Genomic DNA, 20,416 nt, shown 5'->3' on the forward strand with positions numbered 1-20,416 from the left:
TAACTTTTAAAGATTCACACGATAGATTTTTAATACTTGATAAAAAAGAGATATATCATTTGGGAGCTAGTTTGAAAGATTTGGGTAAAAAATGGTTCGCTTTTTCTAAAATGAGTTTAGATATAGATGATATTTTAAGTAAGTTAAAATAATCAAATTTTAATAGATAAATAACTCTATAATTGTATATCCACTATAAACTAAATCTCTATATGAGTCATCTTAAAACAGTTTGATTTTCTGTATTTTTTAAAAAAGAGTTTTAACTCTTCTTTAAAAAGCAAGTAAGAAGTACGATTTTTACTCCGTTTACTCTTCCTTCGATTTGTTCAGGATTTGAAGTAAGTGAGATATTTCTAACAGCTGTTCCTCTTTTTGCAGTAAATCCAGCACCTTTTACTTCTAAATCTTTGATGATTGTAACTGTATCACCAGCTTGTAAAACTACACCATTTGAGTCTTTATGTACGATATTTTCATCAAAACTTTCTAAACCTTTATTTGCCCATTCTAAAGTTTCATCATCTAAATAAATCATATCCAAAAGCTCTTGATTGTCAAGTTTTTTAAGCATTCTATATGATAAAACTTGTACAGCTGGAACTGTGCTCCACATAGATTCGCTCAAACAGTACCAATGATTTGGATCTAGTTCACAAGTTTGTTCAAATTGATTTTTACAAGTGCAACATAAAAGTACACTATCATCAACAGTTGAATTGCTAGGAGCTACTTCATAAATACTTAAATCATCTTGACTTTTACAAAGTTCACAAGAGGAGTTGCTTCTAGCTGATAAATCTTCAAAAATACCCATAATTTTTCCTAATAATTAAATATCTGAAATTATAGCAAAATAGACTTTTATTGATTTAAATCATAAATTTTATGAATAATTTTTATTAATATAATATTTTATTTTAAGGATTAAAATGAACTTCTTTTTTAAACAATTTAAAAAAATAAATTCAGAAAATTTTGATAAATCAAATCTATTTTGGTCTTGGATTGGCTCATTTTTAGGAATATTGGCTATTTCATATTTTCATACAGATTTTTTAGATGATACAGATTTGACTTTAGTTGTAGGTTCTTTTGGAGCAAGTGCAGTTTTGATTTATGGAGCAGTAAATTCGCCCTTGGCACAACCACGAAATCTAATAGGCGGACACATAGTATCAGCAATAGTTGGAGTTATAGCCTATAAATTATTTTATTCAAATATCCTTTTTGCTTCAGCTATTGCTGTTTCTACATCAATATTTTTTATGCAATTAACTTTAACTTTACATCCTCCTGGTGGAGCAACTGCACTAATTGCTGTAATAGGAAGTGAACAAATACATGAATTAGGATTTTTATATGTAATTGTTCCAATTTTTAGTGGAGCTATGATTTTGTTTTTGATTGCATTTATAGTAAATAATATCCCTAAAAATAGAGCTTATCCAGAATCATTTAAAAATTATCTAAAAAAGCACTACCAAAGATATAAAAGAAAAAGTTTAAAGAGAAAAAGAAAGATTTAAATTTATATTAAAATAACTTTGACTCTATTTAAGCTTTTTATATTTGCAAAATCATCTATAATCTTTGCAAGTTCTAAAACATCTATATTTCGCATTCTTATACAACCAGCACTTTCATTTGTTCCCAATGTTTTTTCATTTAAAGTACCGTGAATTCTATAAGTAGTTTTTCCATCAACTTCATGAGTAAGATTTAATTTTGCAGCACCCATATAGTTGTATTTGTGGTGTGCTGGAACAACATTTGGTAATATAATTCCTTTTTTTGCAAAGCTTTTTTTTGTATCTTCTGTTGGATACCAAACTGGATTTAATGAAATTTGAGATATTTTTCCAACACCTAAAGGTTTCTTAATATCATTTTTTCCAGTTGATACAATATAAGTTTTTAGTTTTTTTTCTACATTTCCACTTTTTGCAAAAATGTCCATAATATTTGTTTTTGAATTTACTTTTATGATAATCTCTTCATAAGAATCCAAAGAGATTTCATTTGTATTTTTTTGTATAGGCTTTTTTTCATAAGATATTTTTATCTCTTGCTTATTTTTGATTTGATTGTCAAATTCATCCATACTTATATGAAGTAGTTTATCTTCATCTTCTGGTGAAATACTTTCTTCATTCATATTTCCATAATCTACTTCATTGTTGTTTATATCAATATTTGATTGTTGATTTTCAAATTTTTCTTCTTTATTATTCTCTTCTTCATCGCTGTATGGTAAAAATCCAATAATCTCTAAATTATCAGGAATAGCTGAAACCAATGGAATAATAGATTTTTGATTTATTGATTTTGTTGTTTCTATATCTTGAGTATTATTTATAGTTGTTTCTTCAATATTGTCTTTTTTCTCTATTTTGTAAGTTTTTTGTACTGGTTTTATAGTTTCATCCATATCAATAAATAGTTTTCTTTTATCTATTTGATTTACGATATTTTTATTTATTTCTTTTATATATGGTTTTTGGTCAAGTACATATTTTGAAGCATGTTTTAGAGTAACTTTTGCTATTTCTTTATCATCATAAACATTTAGATTTGTAAAATATCCGTTTTGTTCTTTTACTATGAAAACTTCGCCTCTCATATTGTCGTAAATTCTTTTTTTACATACTAAAGCATTTTCCAAAGTTGAAGTCGCACAAACGGCAATTGTATATTTTTCTTGTGCAAATAAAATTGATGTGAATAAGAAAAATATAGTTAAAATTTTATTCATAATAAAAAGCCCTTTTAAAATTTCTGCTATTTTACTAAATTTTGATAAAATGTAGGTTATTTTAAAACATTTAAGGAATAAATTATGTTTAAAGAAGAAGATTTTATAGAACTAAATTCAAGATTTCGTACAAATTGTAAGCCTTTTTCAAGGATAATCACACTTTTTAGTGTCCCAGCAGCTTTATTTGCAGTTGTAATACTTTGTTATTTGGGAGCTTTACCTTTAAAAGTTGAAATTCATAGTGTTATTTTAATAGGGCTCATATTTGTAATTTATCTATTTTTTATAAGACACAACGCTTATTATGTTTCTTGCAAGTTTAAAACTTTATATGCTGACCTCCAATTTGCACTTCAAGAATATATAAATAATAATTTACTTAGTATTGGTGAAACTTCAAAAGCAAATGGAAGTGTTGATGACTTTTTACAAGATTATACAAGTAATCTAAGAAATAACAATTTTTCAAGTATTGCAAGTGGTATTTTCCCAACTTTAGGGATTTTAGGAACATTTATATCTATTGCTATTTCTATGCCTGATTTTACTTCAACAAATACTTTTGCTCTTGATGGAGAGATAACAAAACTTTTAAGTGGTGTTGCAACAGCATTTTATGTTTCTATTTATGGGATATTTTTATCTATTTGGTGGATATTTTTTGAAAAATTTGGAATGAGTAGATTTGACCATGATAGATTTGTTATAAAAGAAAGCACTAAAAATTTCTTTTGGACAAAAATAGATATTGAATCAATTCATATAAAAAGCAATATTGATAATTTCTCAAGTATGAGCGATATTTTCAAACAATTAACTTCTAGTGATATTTTAGAAAGTATTAATAGCTCTATTAAAAAACGATATGAAGCAGTTGAAGAGATTTTACAAAAAGAGTATATTTTATCTTTAAGAATTGATGAAAATATTACAAATTGTGAAAAACTAGCTAGAACTGTTGAAAGTTTAGGACAACAAATAGATACTCAAAATAATATTTTTCTAGAAACTTCAAAAAGTTTAAATAAAAATATTGTTGAATTAAACACTCATATGAATAATTTAAGTAGTGAAAACTTAAAAGCAATATATTCAAATATTGTAAAAAGTATTGAAACTATGAAAAGTGATATGGAAAAAATAGAGTGGAAGTTTGAAGAGGGATTAAAAGAGTCTTTGAGACAAATAGATGTTCAAACTTCAAATATAGTAAAAGATTTGAGTATCTTTAAAGATTTATCAAAGTAGTAAATTATGTATAAAAAAGATGACAAAAACAAGAACCAAGAAGAGAACTTTTGGATATCTTATGCCGATTTGATGGCTGGTTTACTTTTTGTATTTATTTTAGTTATTGCTTCAATTGTAATCAAATATATTTATACTCAACATAGTTTAGAAGATAGTGAAGATGCTAAATCAAAACTATTTTATGAGTTAGCAAAAGCAAAAAATCTGTATGAAGAAAGCCTTGCAAAAATTGATGATGCAAATAAAAGAATAATTTTAAGTTCAAATGAGATAGAAAAATTAAAAGCTCTTTTACTTGAATATGAACTAACTATAAAAGATGAAAAAAGTACAAATGAGAGTTTGAATTTGGCTTTAGGCGATAGTACAAATCAGATAAATTTAAAAGATGAAGAGTTAAAACTACTTGCTGATAAGCTTTTAGTTCAAACACAAATTCATCAAAAAATGGTTGAAGAGTTTGATATTGCAAAACTAAAAATAAAAACTCTAACTGGAATAAAGCTAAATGTTATAGCAAAACTAAAAGAGAAACTTGGTAACTCTATAAATGTTGATGAAAAAAGTGGAGCTATAAAATTTTCATCAAATATTTTGTTTGACCAAAACTCTTATATTTTAAAAGAAGAGTCAAAAAAAGAGTTAAGTTCTGTTTTGAAGAACTATCTTTCTGTATTATTTGAAGATAAAGATATATCAAAATATATAGAAAATATTACTATTGAAGGGCATACAAATAGTGATGGAACATATTTATCAAATCTTTTACTATCTCAACAAAGAGCTATGAGTGTTATGCAGTTTTTATATGAATCAAATATTGTAGATAAAAAACTTTTAAGCACTTTTGTAAACTCTAGTGGAAGAAGTTCTGCTGATTTGATACTAGATAAAAAAGGTATTGAAGATAAAGATGCTTCAAGAAGAATAGAGATTAAATTTACTATTAAAAATGAAGAAGCTATAAAAGAGATACAAAATTATTTGGATAAACAAAATGAAAATAGAGAATAAAAAATCTTTGTATGAACCTACAAATCTTCAAGAGTTATCAAAACAGATAAAGGAAAAAGTAGTACAAAAACAGCTAAATATCTTTCAAAAGATATTTAGGTTTTTGTTTAAAAAGAAGAGTTGAATTATTTTAAAAACTCTTCTATATTTTTTGCAACCATTTGAACAAGTCTAGTTCTAGCTTCGATACTTGCCCAACCAATATGTGGAGTTAAAACTAATCTCTCTTTATTTTTTACTTTTAAAAGTGGGTTTGACTCTTCTATTGGTTCTTTTGAAACAACATCAATTCCACAATAAATTTCTTTTTCATCTATAATTTTTGCCAAATCAGATTCATTTATGATTCCACCACGACCTAGATTTAGTAAAATTGCACCATCTTTTAAATTTTTCATATTGTTATAATTTAAAAGGTTTGCTGTTTGTTCATTTAATGGAGCATGAATAGAGATAATATCACTTGTTTTTAGAAGTTCATCTAAGCTTACACTTTTGTATTCACTATTGCTATTTTTCCCACTTGTTGAGTAATACACAACTTCACAATCAAATGCAATAGCTTTTTTGGCAAAATTTCTTCCTATTTCACCAAGACCTATAATCCCAACTCTTTTTTTATCGAGTTCAAAAAAAGGCTTATCAATATGAGTAAATAGTTCACTTTTTTGCCAATTTCCAACATCTACATAATTTTTATAGTAGTTTAATTTTGTCACAAAATGAAATATCATAGAAAAACCTACTTGAACAACACTAGATGTTGAATATCCTGCAACATTTTTTACAACAATATTTTTTTGTTTTGCATACTCTAAATCTACATTGTTCATACCAGTTGCAGTTATACAAATAAGTTTTATATTTGAGTTATCTATTTCATCTTTTCCAACATAAACTTTATTTGTAAGTACAATATCTGCATTTTTTATTCTTTCTTTTGTTTCATTTTCTTTTGTTAAGTCATAAGAAGTAACATTACCAAATTGTGAGAAAATTGATACATCTATATCAAATCCTAAACTTGCTCTATCTAAAATTACTATATTCATATTTTATCCTTATATTAAATATTAAAAATTTCATTGTATCATAAAAAATTGTAGAATATTTAAAAATATTTAGATACTAAAAAAGTGAATTTGGAAATCAAAAAAACACTATTTTTGTTACCAAAAGTAACTTCAGCTAACAAATTTGAAAATTCTTTTGTAAAAATTGTCCATTTTTTTCATTTAAATCGTCTTACTATATAGAGAAACAAATTCTCAAAATTAATACAAAGGATTTAAGATGAAAAACAAAGTTTTCATTTCAGTTTTAGCATCAATGATGTTAAGTGGAACAATGTTAAATGCAAAAGATATAAGTTTGCAAGAAGCAGTAGAGAATATAGTAAAGAAATATAATGTAACATATATTTCAAAAGCTAATAACCTTAAAGATAAAAGTATAAATTCGCAAAAAGTGAGTTTCGGGGGGGGGTACGGTATTAAGTAATCTAAATAGCGTACTAGAAGAACATAATCTCAAAGCTATCGAAGAAGATAGCATAATTTACATAATAGAAAAACCAAAATATCAAAACTTTGGTAATACTACTGTTTTAGATGAAATATCTGTTTCTAGTTCTAATTATAAAAATGGAAGTGCAGAATCAGGCTACCTTGTAGAAGAAACAAAAGGTGTTGGTATTTGGAATGAAAGAAAACTACAAGACACTCCATACTCAATGAGTATAATCTCAAAAGACTTAATCGAAAATGTACAAGCAAAAGATATGAATCAAATATTTAAGATGAATCCTACTACACAAGAATCAACTAAAGCAACATACGGTAATGGGGATAGTTCATTTCCTATAATGAGAGGATTTTCAGTAAGTGTTCCCATAGTAAATGGAATACCTTATGCCGATAGTATTGTTAGTACCCCTATGATGCAAGATATAGAAAGAGTAGAAATCATCAGTGGAGCAACAGGATTTTTATATGGTGGAGGGAGAGTTGGTGGAGCAGTAAATTATATAACTAAAAAACCAACTACAAAAGATTTAAGAAATGTAACTATTGGAAGTTATGGAAACGAATCATATTATGGACATATAGATTTAGGTGGACAGTTTAATGAAGATAATACTCTTGGATATAGAATAAATGGATTTTATCAAGATGGAGAACTGCCAAATGAATCTAAAAAAGAACAAAAGAACATTAGTTTAGTATTTGATTGGAAACCTACTGATAATTTTTATACAGATATAAAATATTCATATAAAGATAGTTTAGAAAAAGGGATAGCTCCTATTTTTAGTACATGGAAAACAGTAAAATTGGATAGAGCAAGTATAACAAAAAATAAAAGTTATAGTCCTGATTGGTTAGAGAGTGAGATAAAATCAAATAAAATAGAAAACAATATAAGATATGATATAAATGATATTTTTACTTTAAGAACAAATCTATTTTACGAAGATATGAAATATAAAGGAAGTTCTTCTGTACTATCTGTACAAGATGGGAATGCAATTGGAATCATAAATGGAAATTCTAATTCAGATTTTTCGAGGAGTGGTTGGCAACAATCAAAGAGTAATGGTGCAAATATCTATTTTGATTCAAAATTTGATACAGGAAGTATAAATCATACTTTGACAATGGGATATAGTTTAAGTGAGTGGAAAAATTACCGTTCATCTGATAATTGGTCATATTATCGTTTACCGAATGATACGAGCTTAAATGACTTAAAAAACTTAACAGAAAATGTTTCTCTTTGGACTAACAATGGTATTGTAGGAACTCAACCAAGAAAAATTGCTTTAAAAACTGAATATAATAATATTTTAATTGGAGATGATATAGTTTTCAATGACCAATGGAGTGCATTAGTTGGAGCAAATTATGCAACTATTATGAATAAAACATATTCTACAAATACAAAATATGATGTATCAGAACTAACTCCTACTTTATCTCTTATATATAAACCATTTGAAAATCTTACAACTTATGCCACTTATATAGAAAGTTTAGAAGCTGGAACAATAGTAGGAAGTTATTATCAAAATGAAAATGAGATATTAGATCCATATAAAAGTAAACAATATGAAATTGGTGCAAAATATAGTTTATTTGATAATAAAGCACTTTTAACAGCTTCATTGTTTAGAATAGAAAAAGCAAGTCAATATATAGATAATACAACAACACCGAAGCCAACTTTAACTCAAGATGGTGAACAAATACATCAAGGTCTTGAACTAGGACTTACTGGAAAAGTTACAGATAATTTAACTTTAATGTGTGGAGTAACATTTATGGATTTAAGTTTGGAAAAAGCAGATAATCCAGCTTTAGAAGGTAAAAAACCAACTTTAGCAGCTACAAAAATGGCAAAACTTTTTGCAGAGTATAATATTCCATATATAAATGGATTATCTATAAATGCAGGAGCTTATTATACTGGTAAACGATATGGAGATAATCTTAATACGGATATTCTACCAAGCTATACTTTATATGATGCAGGACTTAGATATAAAACTAAGTTAGATAAATATCCTACAACTTTTAATATAACTGTACAAAATTTAACAGATAAAGGTTATTGGACAAATAGTTCATTATTAGGCGATCCTAGAACTATTGCATTTTCTATGAAAATGGAGTTTTAGATTTTTTGGAAATTGGACTTTCTCAAAGAGAGTGCTTAAGCACAAGAGTCCAATTATTATTAAAGGGCTGGGACTGAAGTCCCAGTTCCATAATATCTTTAAGCATGGGTTTCAAAGTATTTATTTAATTTTGAGATTAAAATTTCGATGATAAAAATATACTTTCCTTTTATACTTTGGAACTCATACTTAAGTGTATATAAAACATCATAAAATAACTAAAATATATAAATATTAATTATATAATGGTATTAATTTCTCTTTTGTCCAGATTTTGGAGAACTAACCTCTTTTTGTAAATCTATACTTAGGTTGTTATAAAATAACTCACCATAATTTGTTTCACGATTTATCGTTTCGTATGCTTGTTTTATACTATTGTTGTATTTTAAAGCCTCTTGAAGTATTTTTAGGATTTTAACTGATTCCAAAAAATTTACATGTGATGGTGCTTCGATTGGTGAACTATAATATTTGTGCATTCTTTCAACCAAGTTTTTATTTCTTATTTCAATAAAAACAGACTCTATAGGAGATTTGAAAAATAGTATTTTATTTTTAACATTTATAGATATATATGTTGTTTCCATTCCATATATTTTTCTTGAAAAAGAGTCAAATAGAAATAATTTCTTATTGTAGTTATTATTAAAAAGTTCATACATAAGTTCTAAAATTTTTATTTTTTCTTCTTTAGTAAAAAAGTTACCAATACTTGCAAAACAAAAACTCAAAATAGATTTTATAGAATACCACTCTGTTGTATCATAGTCATATCTTAACATTTGGTCAATTCTCTCTTGTTTTAGCTCTTCTATATCTGCACTTGTAGAATTTTTGTACACTTTTTGTACAGCACTATCTCTATACATTGGTCCTGGGAATTGTGCTTGTATTACAAATCTTCTATTTTTTTCATGCTCAATTATATATTTTAATCTCCCTTTATAGTCTTCATCTATTATTCTTACTTCTTTTTGAGGTATTTGAGTAATAGATTTTATAAACTCATCGCCACTACAAGCATCTTCCCAAATATAGTTTGGATATCTAAAAATTTGACATATTTTATCTTGAATATCTTTATTTATTTCAACTTCACTTATCTTGTCTATCCACGAAGTTATGGTTCTTCTGTCTTTGTTTAGCATTGATGCGAATTTTGATATACTTAAATTAGAACGATTAAAAATCTCTATAAACTTATCTAGTGAAGATTTAAAATTCATAAGCTTCCTTTAATAAAATTTCTGCATATTGTACATTAATTAAACAAAAAATACAAATTTTGAACATTTTATAAAAAATGTATAAAAATTGTAAATATGAATTATAAATAATACAATCATAAAAAATCAAAATAGGTATAATGACATTTAACATTTTTTTAAAGGAAGAAGTATGACAAGTGCAGGAAAAAGATTTAGAGAAGCTTTAAAACAAGAAGCTCCATTACAAATTGTTGGAACTATCAATGCTTACCAAGCATTACAAGCTACAAAAGTAGGGCATAAAGCTATTTACTTAAGTGGTGGTGGGATTGCAAATGCATCTTATGGTTTACCAGATTTAGGTATGACAATGTTAGAAGATGTATGTATTGATATTAGAAGAATTACTTCTATTTGTGATACTCCATTAATCGTTGATGCTGATACTGGTTGGGGACATGCATTTAACATAGCTAGAACTGTAAAAGAGTTTATTAGATATGGTGCTGCTGGACTTCATATTGAAGATCAAGTTGCTGCAAAAAGATGTGGACATAGACCAAACAAAGAGTTAGTATCTACTGAAGAGATGTGTGATAGAATCAGAGCAGCTGTTGATGCTAAAAAAGAGTTAGACCCAGATTTCTATATCATTGCTAGAACTGATGCTCATGCAAGTGAAGGACAACAAGCTGCTATTGATAGAGCAAAAGCTTATGTTGCTGCTGGTGCTGATGCTATTTTTGCTGAAGCAATTCACACTTTAAAAGAGTACAAAGAGTTTACAGATGCAGTAAAAATCCCTGTATTAGCTAACATTACAGAATTTGGTGCAACTCCAATGTTTACTACTGAAGAATTATCTTCTGTTGGTATTGATATGGTTCTTTATCCATTATCAGCGTTTAGAGCTATGAATAAAGCTGCACTAAATGTTTACCAAGAGTTAAAAGACAAAGGAACTCAAGAAGCAGTTATTGACACAATGCAAACAAGAATGGAGTTATACGATATGTTAAATTACCACTCTTATGAGCAAAAAATGGACGAATTATTTTCAAAAGGAAAAGCTAAATAATTAGCTTTTCGTATTTTATTTAAAATTAAATCAAACTAAGGAGAAAATATGAGTACTACAAGTACAGAGTTTAAACCAAAAAAATCTGTTGCACTTTCAGGTGTAGCAGCTGGAAGTACAGCATTATGTACAGTTGGAAATACAGGAAATGATTTATATTATAGAGGATATGATATTTTAGAATTTGCTGAAAAAGCTGAATTTGAAGAGATTGCATATTTAATAGTTCATGGAGAGTTACCTAATAAAGAAGAGTTAAAAGCTTATAAAGCAAAACTTAAATCTTTTAGAGATATTCCACAAGGTGTAAAAGTTGCATTAGAACAATTACCAAAAAATTGTCACCCAATGGATGTTATGAGAACAGGCTGTTCAGTTCTTGGAGCATTAAATCAAGAAGATGAATCTCATCCAAAAGCTGCAGCACAAGATATTATCAATAAATTAATGGCATCTTTTGGTTCTATGCTTTTATACTGGTATCATTTTGCATATAATGGAAAAAGAATTGATGTTGTAACTGATGATGATACAATTGGTGGACATTTCTTACATTTATTACATGGTGAAAAACCAAGAGAATCTTGGGTTAAAGCTATGCACGTGTCTTTAATACTTTATGCAGAACATGAATTTAATGCTTCAACTTTTACTTCAAGAGTAATTTCTGGAACAAATTCAGATATGTATTCTTGTATTACTGGTTCTATTGGAGCGTTAAGAGGTCCAAAACACGGTGGAGCAAATGAAGTTGCATTTAGAATTCAAGAAAGATACTCATCAGCTGATGAAGCAGAAAAAGATATCAAAGAACGAATTGCTAAAAAAGAGATTATTATTGGATTTGGGCACCCAGTTTATGCTACAAGAGATCCAAGAAATGTTGTTATCAAAAAAGTTGCAAAAGAGCTATCTGAAGAGAATAAAAATATGTTAATGTACGATGTAGCTGCAAGACTTGAAGAAGTTATGTGGGATCAAAAGAAAATGTTCCCAAATCTTGACTGGTTCTCTGCTGTTTCATATAATCAAATGGGAATTCCAACAGATATGTTTACTCCAATATTTATTATTGCAAGAGTTACAGGATGGGGTGCACACGTTATTGAACAAAGAGAAGATGGAAAAATAATCAGACCTTCAGCTAACTATACTGGACCAGAGCCAAGAGCTTACATACCTTTAGAAGATAGAAAATAATTCTTTAATTTAGGCTAAATTTAGCCTAAATTTTTTTTACAATAAATTTCAAAAAAATGGAAAATAAAATGACAAATGACAAATATCTTAAACAGTTAGATGGTTTAGATGTTAAATATTATGATGTAAAAAGTGCTGTTGAAGATATCACTCCTGGTTCTTTTGCAAAACTTAACTATACTTCAAGAGTATTAGCAGAAAACTTAATTAGAAAATGTCCTAGTGAAGATTTAAAAGATTCACTAATTCAATTAATAGAAAAAAGAACAGATAAAGATTTTCCTTGGTATCCAAGTAGAGTAATCTGTCATGATATTCTAGGGCTTACAGCTTTTGTTGATTTAGCAGGTCTTAGAGAAGCAGTTGCTTCACAAGGTGTAGATCCACAAAAAATCAATCCAGTTGTTCCAACACAATTAATCGTTGATCACTCACTTGCAGTTGAATGTGGTGGATATGATAGCGATGCTTTCCAAAAAAATAGAGATATCGAAGATAGAAGAAATGCGGATAGATTTGATTTTATAAATTGGACAAAAAAAGCATTTGATAATGTTGATGTTATTCCTCCAGGAAATGGTATTATGCACCAAATCAACCTTGAAAAAATGTCTCCAGTTGTTCATAATATCGACGGGATTGCTAGTCCGGATACATTAGTTGGTACAGATTCACACACTCCTCACGTTGATGCTTTAGGAGTTATTGCAGTTGGTGTTGGTGGACTTGAAGCTGAAAATGTTATGCTTGGAAATCCTTCTTATATGAGAGTTCCAGAAATAATTGGAGTTGAGATAAAAGGTACAAGAGCAGCAGGAATAACTGCAACTGATATTGCACTTTCTTTAACATCATTTTTAAGACAAAACAATGTAATCTCTGCTTATTTAGAGTTCTTTGGAAGTGGAATCAAATATCTTGATTTAGGAGATAGAGCAACTATATCTAATATGACACCAGAATATGGTGCAAGTGCTGCTATGTTTGCTATTGATGATAGAACTATTGATTATTTAAAAATTACAGGAAGAAGTCCAGAACAAGTAAAACTTGTTGAAGTTTATGCTAAAGCAAATGGTTTATGGGCAGATAGTTTAAGTGAAGCTACTTACTTTAGAACTATTGAATTTGATTTAACAACAGTTACAAGAAGTTTAGCAGGACCTTCTAAACCTCATAAATTAGTACCTACTTCAACTTTAGATTCTGAAGGTATCACTAAAAAGATTGAGATTAAAGATGAAGTTATCCCAGATGGTGCTGTTTTAATTGCAGCTATTACTTCATGTACAAATACTTCAAATCCAAGAAACGTTGTTGCAGCTGGACTTGTAGCTAAAAAAGCAAATGAACTAGGACTTACAAGAAAAAGATGGGTTAAATCATCTTTAGCACCAGGTTCTAAAGTTTCTGAACTATATTTAAAAGATTCTGGTCTTTTAACAGAGTTAGAGAAATTGGGATTTGGAATTGTAGGATTTGCTTGTACAACTTGTAATGGTATGAGTGGAGCTTTAGATCCAAAACTTGAAAAAGAAGCAGCTGATAGTGGAGTTTACACAACAGCAGTTTTATCTGGAAATAGAAACTTTGATGGAAGAATTCACCCATTTATTAAAGAAGCATTCTTAGCTTCACCTCCACTTGTAGTTGCTTATGCACTTGCTGGAAGTATTAGATTTAATATTGAAACAGATGTTTTAGGTAAAGACAAAAATGGAAATGACATCAAATTAAAAGATATTTGGCCAAGCGATGAAGAGATAGATGCAATAGTTTACAAATCAGTAAAACCTGAAATGTTTGCAAAAATCTATGATCCAATGTTTGCTAAAGGTTTAAAAGAGGCAGCTGAACCATTCTATAAATGGGATGCAAAATCTACATATATCCAAAAACCACCATATTGGGAAGACGAATTTATGACTATGCCAGCTCTTAAAAATTTAAGACCGCTTGGAGTTTTCCCAAATGATATTACAACAGATCACTTATCTCCATCAAATGCTATTCAAGCAAAAAGTGCTTCTGGAGAGTATTGTTTAAAAATGGGATTACCTTTAGAAGACTTAAACTCTTATGCAACACATAGAGGTGATCATAATACTGCATTGAGAGCAACTTTAGCAAATCCAAAACTATATAATGAAATGGTTAAAGATGAGCAAGGTAATGTAAAACAAGGAAGTTTGACAAAAATTATGCCAGAAGGTGTTGAGTCAAGAATGTGGGAAGCAATAGAAACTTATATGGGAAGAAAACAACCATTAATTATTGTTGCTGGAACAAACTATGGTCAAGGAAGTTCAAGAGACTGGGCAGCTAAAGGTGTAAGACTTGCAGGTGTTGAAGTTGTGATTGCTGAATCAATTGAAAGAATTCACAGAACAAATCTTGTAGGTATGGGTGTTTTACCACTTCAATTTAAAGATGGTGAAACAAGAAATACTTATGCGATTACTGGAACAGAAACTTTTGATATTTTAGGAGATATTACTCCAAGATGTGATTTAACAGTTTCTATGACTAGAGCAAATGGTGAAAAAGTAGAATTTAAAGTTCTTTGTAGATTAGATACTTCAGCAGAAGTTGAAGTTTATAAAGCTGGTGGAATTTTACAAAAATTTGCAAAAGATGTTATTGCAGCTAGTAAATAGGTTTTAAGAGAGTTTTTGCTCTCTTAAAATTTTTTAAAGAGATAAAAAATCTTTTTGAAAAGTTTTAAAAGTTTAAATTTTAGGAGAAAATATGAGTAGTTATGAACCACAAATAAGAGTTAAAGCAACATATATGAGAGGTGGAACTTCAAAAGGAACATTTTTTAATATAGCAGACCTTCCAAAAGAGGCACAAGAAGATAAAATAAAAAGAGATAAACTTCTTCAAAGAATAGTAGGAAGCCCTGATATTTATAAACAACAAATGGATGGTATGGGAGGAGCAACTTCAAGTACTTCTAAAGCTATTTTAGTTGGAAAATCAACTGTTCCAAATCATGATGTAGATTATTATTTTGGACAAGTTGCAATAGACAAAGATTTTATGGATTGGTCTGGAAATTGTGGGAATTTAAGCTCAGCTGTTGGACCTTTTGCAATTCATGAAGGTTTAGTTGATAATGTTCCACAAAATGGTGTTTGTTGTGTAAGAATTTGGCAAGCAAATATCAAAAAAACAATTCTTTGTTATGTAACAATGGTTGATGGACAAGTAAAAGAGATGGGTGATTATTATATAGATGGTGTTGCTTTCCCTGCTGAAGAGATTTTATTAGAGTTTGCAGAACCAGTTGACCCAAGTGAAGAATTATTTCCTACTGGGAATTTAGTAGATGATTTAGAAGTTCCAGGAATTGGTACATTTAAAGCAACTATGATAACAGCAGGTATTCCAACAATATTTTTAAATGCTAGTGATATTGGATATAAGGGAACTGAACTTCAAGCTGATATCAATAGTGATGCCGAAGCCTTAGCTAGATTTGAAAAAATTAGAAGTTATGGAGCTTTAAAAATGGGATTAATTTCTGATTTAAGTGAAGCAGAAACTAGACAACACACTCCAAAAATTGCCTTTGTTGCTCCAAAAAGTGATTTTATAACTTCAAGTGGTAAAGAAATAAAAGCAGATGAAATTGATTTACACGTACGAGCTTTATCAATGCAAAAACTTCATCACGCTATGATGGGAACAGCTTCTGTTGCTATTGGTGTTGCTGCTTGTATTGAAGGAACTTTAGTAAATATTGCTGCTGGTGGTGGAGAAAAAACTGCGGTTGAGTTTGGACACCCATCTGGAACACTGAAAGTTGGAGCTGTAATAAAATGCGAAAATGGTAAATATATTGTTGATAAAGCTACAATGAGCCGAAGTGCAAGAATTATTATGAAAGGTGAAGTTTATGCACCTGCTGATATTATGGGATAAATAGAAATATTCTATAAGTAAAGTGAAAAAAAGGAGATAGATTTTCTATCTCCTTTTTTTATATCGATTATTTCAAAACTAATGTGATTTTGATATGGTAAAATAGTTTAAAATATATTTTTAAAACAAAATGTTAAAATCTTTTATGAAATATACACTATTTATTTTTTTATCTTTTATATTTGTCTCTTGTTCTTCAAAAATACCTTCTATGGAAGAAAGAACAAATAGTGCTTTGAATTTTGCTACAAAAAATAGTTTGAGTAAATCTATTTTAAATAGTTCAAATTTTAATATTTTCTCTTTACAATCTCAAAATATAAATTGTGCAAATAAAACTTTAAATATTTATATAGAAGGAGATGGCTTATCTTGGATAAGTAAAAATCAAATTTCACCAAATCCAACACCTATAAATCAAACTCTTTTAAAACTATTATCTCTTGATAATAATAAATGTAAAGTATATCTTGCTAGACCTTGCCAATATGTAAAATCTTCAAATTGTAAACAAGAGTATTGGACAAATAAAAGATTCAGTAAAGAGATAATAGATAGTTTTGATGAAGTCTTAAATAGTTTAAGAACTAAATATCAAAATAGAGATTTTAATTTTATTGGATATTCTGGTGGTGGAGCAGTTGTTACTATTTTAGCTTCAAAAAGAGATGATATTAAAAATCTTATTACAGTAGCTGGAAATTTAGATATAGAGAAGTGGGTAAATATCCATAATATTTCAAAATTAGATGGTTCTTTAAATCCAGCAAATTTTACTTCAAATCTTGAAAATATAAAGCAGTTTCACATAATAGGAATTGATGATAAAATAGTACCAAAAGATATATTTTTATCTTATTTTTCAAAGTTTAGTAATAAAAAGAATATAGAGTATATTTATACGAATTCAAATCATAGTTGCTGTTTTGAAAGTGTTTTAAAAGAAGTTTTAAACAAAATAGAAAAATAAACTAAGGCTTTTTGCCTTAGTTTAAAAGATTAGAATTTATATATATAATCAAGAGATACAACATTGTTGTTATATTTGCTTCCTTCTCCTTGATATTTATAAGAGAAGTTTAAATTATTTTGATTATTTAGATTTACATCGTATCCTATTCCTGCTTGGTATTGCCATCTACCATTGTCTATACCATTTGTATCAAATGAAACTCCAGAAGCTCCAGCAAAAGAAGAAGTTACGATATTGTCATCATTTTTAAAATCATATCCAGCACCGATTGTAGCAGTTAGTTTAGAATCAGAAGTGATTTTATACTCAAAATCTGCTCCAAAATTTCCTAAAAATTCAGATGAAGTGAATTTATCAGAGTGAATATTTAAAGCTTCTGCACCATTTTCTGTATATGATGGATTTGAAATATGTCTGTAAGTTGTACCAATATTTGGCTCTACTGAAAAACTATCATTTATAGCTATTTTATGTCCAACTTTTAAATCAAGAGCAAAAGTTTTACTAGTAAATTTAGCATCTGCTCTATCTCCTGTAAATAAACTTCTTTTACTATCATTTTTTTGCCAAGTATATGAACCTTGATAGTAAATAGTTGTTTTATCATCTGGTAATAAATTGCTTCCATATGCTACAAGAGAGTAAGCATCTACATCATTTTCATGATTTACACCATTTGTTTCTACATTTGCATTTGTATAGAATGTTGAAAGTCCAATAATTTGCCCATCTTTATACTCTTTATCATATCCAAGCCCTAAACCATAAGTTTTTAAATCAAATCCAGAGATAGAGTCTTTATCTTTTTGTTCTCCAATACTTCCAAATGCTTTTACCCATACTCTATTGTTATCAACTTTTAAATCATCTCCAGAGTTTAAACCACTTTTTAAGTTTTCTAATCTACTTGAAACAATATTTGATATGTTTGAAGTTATAGTATTTGAACTATTTACAACTGATGTTGCTGTTGTTGGAATCATAGAATTTACAGCATTTATAACTTCATTATTTGTACTTAAAGTATCAATTTGTGATAAAATTGCACCCATTTGTGGATGTTGAGCTTGATTATTTCTAAATTCATCTAAAGTTTTTGCAATAGATTTTTTATTAACTATATTTTTAGTATCTGTACCATTGCCTTTATCATCACCTTTATCTTTATCATCAACAATATCAGACAATTTTTTTACATTACTTACAACTAAATCTAGTTGGTTTTTATTTTGTTTATATTCAAAATCTAAAGTTGCAGAGTTATCAGCTAATTTTGTTTGGTTTAAAGTTAAATCATTGATTGTTAATTTATCTGTTGCTGTTACAACTTCACTTAATGTATCTCCTTTAACAAATGCTTTTGAACCTGCTACTATATCAACTTGCATTTTTGAACCTTTTCCAAAAGTAGCAGTTTTTGTTAATATTTGTGTATTTTCTATTTTATTATCAGAGTGTTTAAAAGCTCCAATTTCAATAGTTCCATAATTTTCAAGATTTGCTAAATTTGGTTGAAGAGATATAGTTGTATATACACCATCATCATCAAATGAAAAAGTTTCTTTTTTAGTTGCATTATATGGTAAAGAGATAAATCCTTCATTTTTAAATAAACCATAATTATTTTTATTGTTATATACATTCATTAAAATATTTCCATAAATTTTCCCATCTTTTGTATTTGTTACAGTAACTGTTGGAGTTGAATTTAGACTAAATCGTATTTTATCACTAGTGATTGCTAATCCCTGTTTGTCTAATTTATTATTACTAGTAGCTTTGATGGTTCCACTATTTATAATAGATGAATCTATCAAACTACCAGTTCCAATAGCTTCTGATAAAAAGTATCCTGAACCATTACCATTTGCATTTACTAAAATAGTACCTTTGTTTTCAATTTGAGTATTATCTACATCATCTATCCAAATTCCTACGGCATCACTAGATTTTGTTCCCGTTGTATTTGCTTTTATTGTTCCAGTATTTATAATTTTTGAATTAGAGATATACTCTATACCCATTGCTTCAGAATAAGCTTCACTACTACTGTGATTTACAGAAATTTCTCCATTATTTATAATTTCTGAATTTGATACATTTTCTAATTCAACTGCCATTCCACCACTATTTTTAATAATATTGCTATCATTTGTCCAATTATTAGCAGAAAGTGAAACTGCCCCTAAAAGCATAGTTGAAAGTAAAAAAGATACTTTATTTTTTTTTGAATAATCTATTTTCATAAATTATTTTCTCCTTTTTTTAAATTTAAAAAAAATAATACAAAACTGATGTGATTTTGGTGTGGCAAAATTGTAAATATAGATAGAAATTTATTATTTTATTGAAATAAGGCAATTTTTGATAGAATCTTTTTTTATCATACAAGGAGAAAAAGATAGAAGAATTTCAAGGAACAAATACTATTTTAGTAAATAGTTGTACGGGGGGGGGTAACATCTTATATGCCAAAATCATCAACATTTTTATTTATTGTAATTATTATATTTCTAATAACTATATTTGCAAGTTATAAATTATTGTTAATCAATATAAATGATAATCACCAAAAAAACCAACAGATAGCTTTTTATGAAATACAAAAAGGAACGAGTTATTTTTTAACTAAACTTTTGTATAAATTTTCAAATCAAAAAGAAGAGTTAATAAAAAAGCATAAAGAAGTTTTAGCTTATCTTAAAAATAAATCATCTGATATAAATTTGATTGAAATATATGAAAAAATAAATCAAGATGTAGCAAATAAACCTTACAATATTTATATAACTGATGAAAATTTGGTGATTAAAAATAGTACATATTTAACAGATGTAAATTTTGATTTAAGTTTTGCAAAAGAGTATTTTGAAGAGCATAAGCAAAACAATATTATAGGAGCTTCTCTACCAATATTTGAAATTTATTCTTCAAAATTCTTTAGTTATACAGATTCATATTTAGATGATAAAAGAGTTTTACAAGTTAGTTTTACTTATGAAGAGTTAGAAAAAGATTTAAAAAATCTCCAAGATTTGATAAGCCAAAACCCAAATATTAAAAGTTCAGATGCTTTTATATTTAGTAAAGATTATGTTGGTGATTTTATGTTTAAATCTTTAAAATCATATAAAAAAGATTTAGTAGCAATTCAAAAAAGAATCAGTGATGGTAAAAAACTAGCTTAAGATTTAGAAGAAAATGAGTATATAACACAATATATAGAAGATGAAAATTTCAAAATAACATATTTATCAGAAAAAAGTCCTATTTTTGATGAAGCAAAAATTATTTATACTATTGTATTTGATGAAACAAAATTAAAAGA

The 20,416-nt window shown here is 27.8% G+C and carries 17 protein-coding genes and 1 pseudogene; 13 read left to right on the forward strand and 5 right to left on the reverse strand.

What is annotated here, in order from left to right; genetic code table 11:
* Positions 1 to 152 (forward strand): annotated as a pseudogene (locus CRU91_RS12380) (DNA-binding protein); the annotation flags it as partial.
* Positions 153 to 262: 110 nt separating this feature from the next.
* Here CRU91_RS12380 and CRU91_RS05555 read toward each other — a convergent pair.
* Entirely contained in the window at positions 263 to 817 is a 555-nt protein-coding gene (locus tag CRU91_RS05555; RefSeq protein ID WP_113894225.1) for a PhnA domain-containing protein, read from the reverse strand.
* A gap of 115 nt (positions 818 to 932) precedes the next feature.
* Between CRU91_RS05555 and CRU91_RS05560 the strand changes: the two genes are divergently transcribed.
* Positions 933 to 1,529 (forward strand): HPP family protein, encoded by a 597-nt coding sequence (locus tag CRU91_RS05560; protein WP_113894227.1) that lies wholly within the window; start codon positions 933 to 935, stop codon positions 1,527 to 1,529.
* 2 nt (positions 1,530 to 1,531) lie between these two features.
* Here CRU91_RS05560 and CRU91_RS05565 read toward each other — a convergent pair whose 3' ends face one another.
* Positions 1,532 to 2,755: a L,D-transpeptidase gene (locus tag CRU91_RS05565; protein WP_235826959.1), complete on the reverse strand. Its 1,224-nt coding sequence runs from the start codon at positions 2,753 to 2,755 to the stop codon at positions 1,532 to 1,534.
* 84 nt (positions 2,756 to 2,839) lie between these two features.
* Here CRU91_RS05565 and CRU91_RS05570 point away from each other — a divergent pair, with 84 nt between their 5' ends.
* The 3 genes from CRU91_RS05570 to CRU91_RS12230 are packed head-to-tail and all read left to right on the forward strand — an operon-like array spanning position 2,840 to position 5,147.
* On the forward strand, positions 2,840 to 4,006 hold the full coding sequence (locus CRU91_RS05570; protein WP_113894231.1) for a MotA/TolQ/ExbB proton channel family protein: 1,167 nt from the start codon (positions 2,840 to 2,842) through the stop codon (positions 4,004 to 4,006).
* Positions 4,007 to 4,012: 6 nt separating this feature from the next.
* On the forward strand, positions 4,013 to 5,023 hold the full coding sequence (locus CRU91_RS05575; protein ID WP_113894233.1) for an OmpA family protein: 1,011 nt from the start codon (positions 4,013 to 4,015) through the stop codon (positions 5,021 to 5,023).
* Positions 5,007 to 5,147 (forward strand): hypothetical protein, encoded by a 141-nt coding sequence (locus CRU91_RS12230; RefSeq protein ID WP_222718409.1) that lies wholly within the window; start codon positions 5,007 to 5,009, stop codon positions 5,145 to 5,147. Before CRU91_RS05575 ends, CRU91_RS12230 begins: the two co-directional genes overlap by 17 nt.
* A 1-nt stretch (position 5,148) precedes the next feature.
* Here the strand turns inward: CRU91_RS12230 and CRU91_RS05580 are convergent, their stop codons facing one another.
* Positions 5,149 to 6,075, reverse strand: a complete 927-nt coding sequence (locus tag CRU91_RS05580; protein ID WP_113894235.1) for a D-2-hydroxyacid dehydrogenase — start codon at positions 6,073 to 6,075, stop codon at positions 5,149 to 5,151.
* A 241-nt stretch (positions 6,076 to 6,316) separates the two neighbouring features.
* Here CRU91_RS05580 and CRU91_RS05585 point away from each other — a divergent pair, with 241 nt between their 5' ends.
* Positions 6,317 to 6,523, forward strand: a complete 207-nt coding sequence (locus CRU91_RS05585) for a hypothetical protein (RefSeq protein ID WP_113894237.1) — start codon at positions 6,317 to 6,319, stop codon at positions 6,521 to 6,523.
* A gap of 232 nt (positions 6,524 to 6,755) precedes the next feature.
* Positions 6,756 to 8,699, forward strand: a complete 1,944-nt coding sequence (locus tag CRU91_RS05590; RefSeq protein WP_235826960.1) for a TonB-dependent receptor — start codon at positions 6,756 to 6,758, stop codon at positions 8,697 to 8,699.
* Positions 8,700 to 8,950: 251 nt separating this feature from the next.
* Here CRU91_RS05590 and CRU91_RS05595 read toward each other — a convergent pair whose 3' ends face one another.
* The gene (locus CRU91_RS05595; RefSeq protein ID WP_113894239.1) at positions 8,951 to 9,928 is read right to left on the reverse strand and encodes a hypothetical protein; all 978 of its coding nucleotides are present in this window, start codon (positions 9,926 to 9,928) and stop codon (positions 8,951 to 8,953) included.
* 172 nt (positions 9,929 to 10,100) lie between these two features.
* On the opposite strand from CRU91_RS05595, the gene prpB reads away from it, so the two are divergent.
* From prpB to CRU91_RS05620, 5 genes are all read left to right on the forward strand, one after another.
* A complete protein-coding gene (gene prpB, locus CRU91_RS05600) occupies positions 10,101 to 10,988 on the forward strand; it encodes a methylisocitrate lyase (protein WP_113894240.1) in 888 nt (295 codons plus the stop codon).
* Between the two features lie 48 nt (positions 10,989 to 11,036).
* A complete protein-coding gene (gene prpC / locus CRU91_RS05605; protein WP_113894241.1) occupies positions 11,037 to 12,188 on the forward strand; it encodes a bifunctional 2-methylcitrate synthase/citrate synthase in 1,152 nt (383 codons plus the stop codon).
* Positions 12,189 to 12,256: 68 nt separating this feature from the next.
* Entirely contained in the window at positions 12,257 to 14,845 is a 2,589-nt protein-coding gene (gene acnD, locus CRU91_RS05610; RefSeq protein ID WP_113894242.1) for a Fe/S-dependent 2-methylisocitrate dehydratase AcnD, read from the forward strand.
* Positions 14,846 to 14,936: 91 nt separating this feature from the next.
* Positions 14,937 to 16,115 carry a 2-methylaconitate cis-trans isomerase PrpF gene (prpF, locus tag CRU91_RS05615; protein ID WP_113894243.1) on the forward strand — a complete coding sequence of 393 codons (1,179 nt, stop codon included), beginning with the start codon at positions 14,937 to 14,939 and terminating at the stop codon, positions 16,113 to 16,115.
* A 145-nt stretch (positions 16,116 to 16,260) separates the two neighbouring features.
* A complete protein-coding gene (locus tag CRU91_RS05620) occupies positions 16,261 to 17,085 on the forward strand; it encodes an alpha/beta hydrolase (protein WP_113894344.1) in 825 nt (274 codons plus the stop codon).
* A gap of 29 nt (positions 17,086 to 17,114) precedes the next feature.
* On the opposite strand, the gene CRU91_RS05625 is transcribed toward CRU91_RS05620, so the two are convergent.
* Positions 17,115 to 19,334: an autotransporter family protein gene (locus CRU91_RS05625; protein WP_113894244.1), complete on the reverse strand. Its 2,220-nt coding sequence runs from the start codon at positions 19,332 to 19,334 to the stop codon at positions 17,115 to 17,117.
* A gap of 222 nt (positions 19,335 to 19,556) precedes the next feature.
* On the opposite strand from CRU91_RS05625, the gene CRU91_RS05630 reads away from it, so the two are divergent.
* The gene (locus CRU91_RS05630; RefSeq protein WP_113894245.1) at positions 19,557 to 20,276 is read left to right on the forward strand and encodes a hypothetical protein; all 720 of its coding nucleotides are present in this window, start codon (positions 19,557 to 19,559) and stop codon (positions 20,274 to 20,276) included.
* Positions 20,277 to 20,416: the final 140 nt, after the last annotated feature.

The sequence above is a fragment of the Aliarcobacter vitoriensis genome, assembly GCF_003316695.1.
Taxonomy (GTDB): Bacteria; Campylobacterota; Campylobacteria; order Campylobacterales; family Arcobacteraceae; genus Aliarcobacter; species Aliarcobacter vitoriensis.

Coding starts and splice junctions, on each gene's coding strand:
- CRU91_RS05555 (WP_113894225.1), bottom strand. CDS start 817: ATGGGTATTTTTGAAGATTTATCAGCTAGAAGCAACTCCTCTTGTGAA.
- CRU91_RS05560 (WP_113894227.1), top strand. CDS start 933: ATGAACTTCTTTTTTAAACAATTTAAAAAAATAAATTCAGAAAATTTT.
- CRU91_RS05565 (WP_235826959.1), bottom strand. CDS start 2,755: ATGAATAAAATTTTAACTATATTTTTCTTATTCACATCAATTTTATTT.
- CRU91_RS05570 (WP_113894231.1), top strand. CDS start 2,840: ATGTTTAAAGAAGAAGATTTTATAGAACTAAATTCAAGATTTCGTACA.
- CRU91_RS05575 (WP_113894233.1), top strand. CDS start 4,013: ATGTATAAAAAAGATGACAAAAACAAGAACCAAGAAGAGAACTTTTGG.
- CRU91_RS12230 (WP_222718409.1), top strand. CDS start 5,007: ATGAAAATAGAGAATAAAAAATCTTTGTATGAACCTACAAATCTTCAA.
- CRU91_RS05580 (WP_113894235.1), bottom strand. CDS start 6,075: ATGAATATAGTAATTTTAGATAGAGCAAGTTTAGGATTTGATATAGAT.
- CRU91_RS05585 (WP_113894237.1), top strand. CDS start 6,317: ATGAAAAACAAAGTTTTCATTTCAGTTTTAGCATCAATGATGTTAAGT.
- CRU91_RS05590 (WP_235826960.1), top strand. CDS start 6,756: ATGAGTATAATCTCAAAAGACTTAATCGAAAATGTACAAGCAAAAGAT.
- CRU91_RS05595 (WP_113894239.1), bottom strand. CDS start 9,928: ATGAATTTTAAATCTTCACTAGATAAGTTTATAGAGATTTTTAATCGT.
- prpB (WP_113894240.1), top strand. CDS start 10,101: ATGACAAGTGCAGGAAAAAGATTTAGAGAAGCTTTAAAACAAGAAGCT.
- prpC (WP_113894241.1), top strand. CDS start 11,037: ATGAGTACTACAAGTACAGAGTTTAAACCAAAAAAATCTGTTGCACTT.
- acnD (WP_113894242.1), top strand. CDS start 12,257: ATGACAAATGACAAATATCTTAAACAGTTAGATGGTTTAGATGTTAAA.
- prpF (WP_113894243.1), top strand. CDS start 14,937: ATGAGTAGTTATGAACCACAAATAAGAGTTAAAGCAACATATATGAGA.
- CRU91_RS05620 (WP_113894344.1), top strand. CDS start 16,261: ATGAAATATACACTATTTATTTTTTTATCTTTTATATTTGTCTCTTGT.
- CRU91_RS05625 (WP_113894244.1), bottom strand. CDS start 19,334: ATGAAAATAGATTATTCAAAAAAAAATAAAGTATCTTTTTTACTTTCA.
- CRU91_RS05630 (WP_113894245.1), top strand. CDS start 19,557: ATGCCAAAATCATCAACATTTTTATTTATTGTAATTATTATATTTCTA.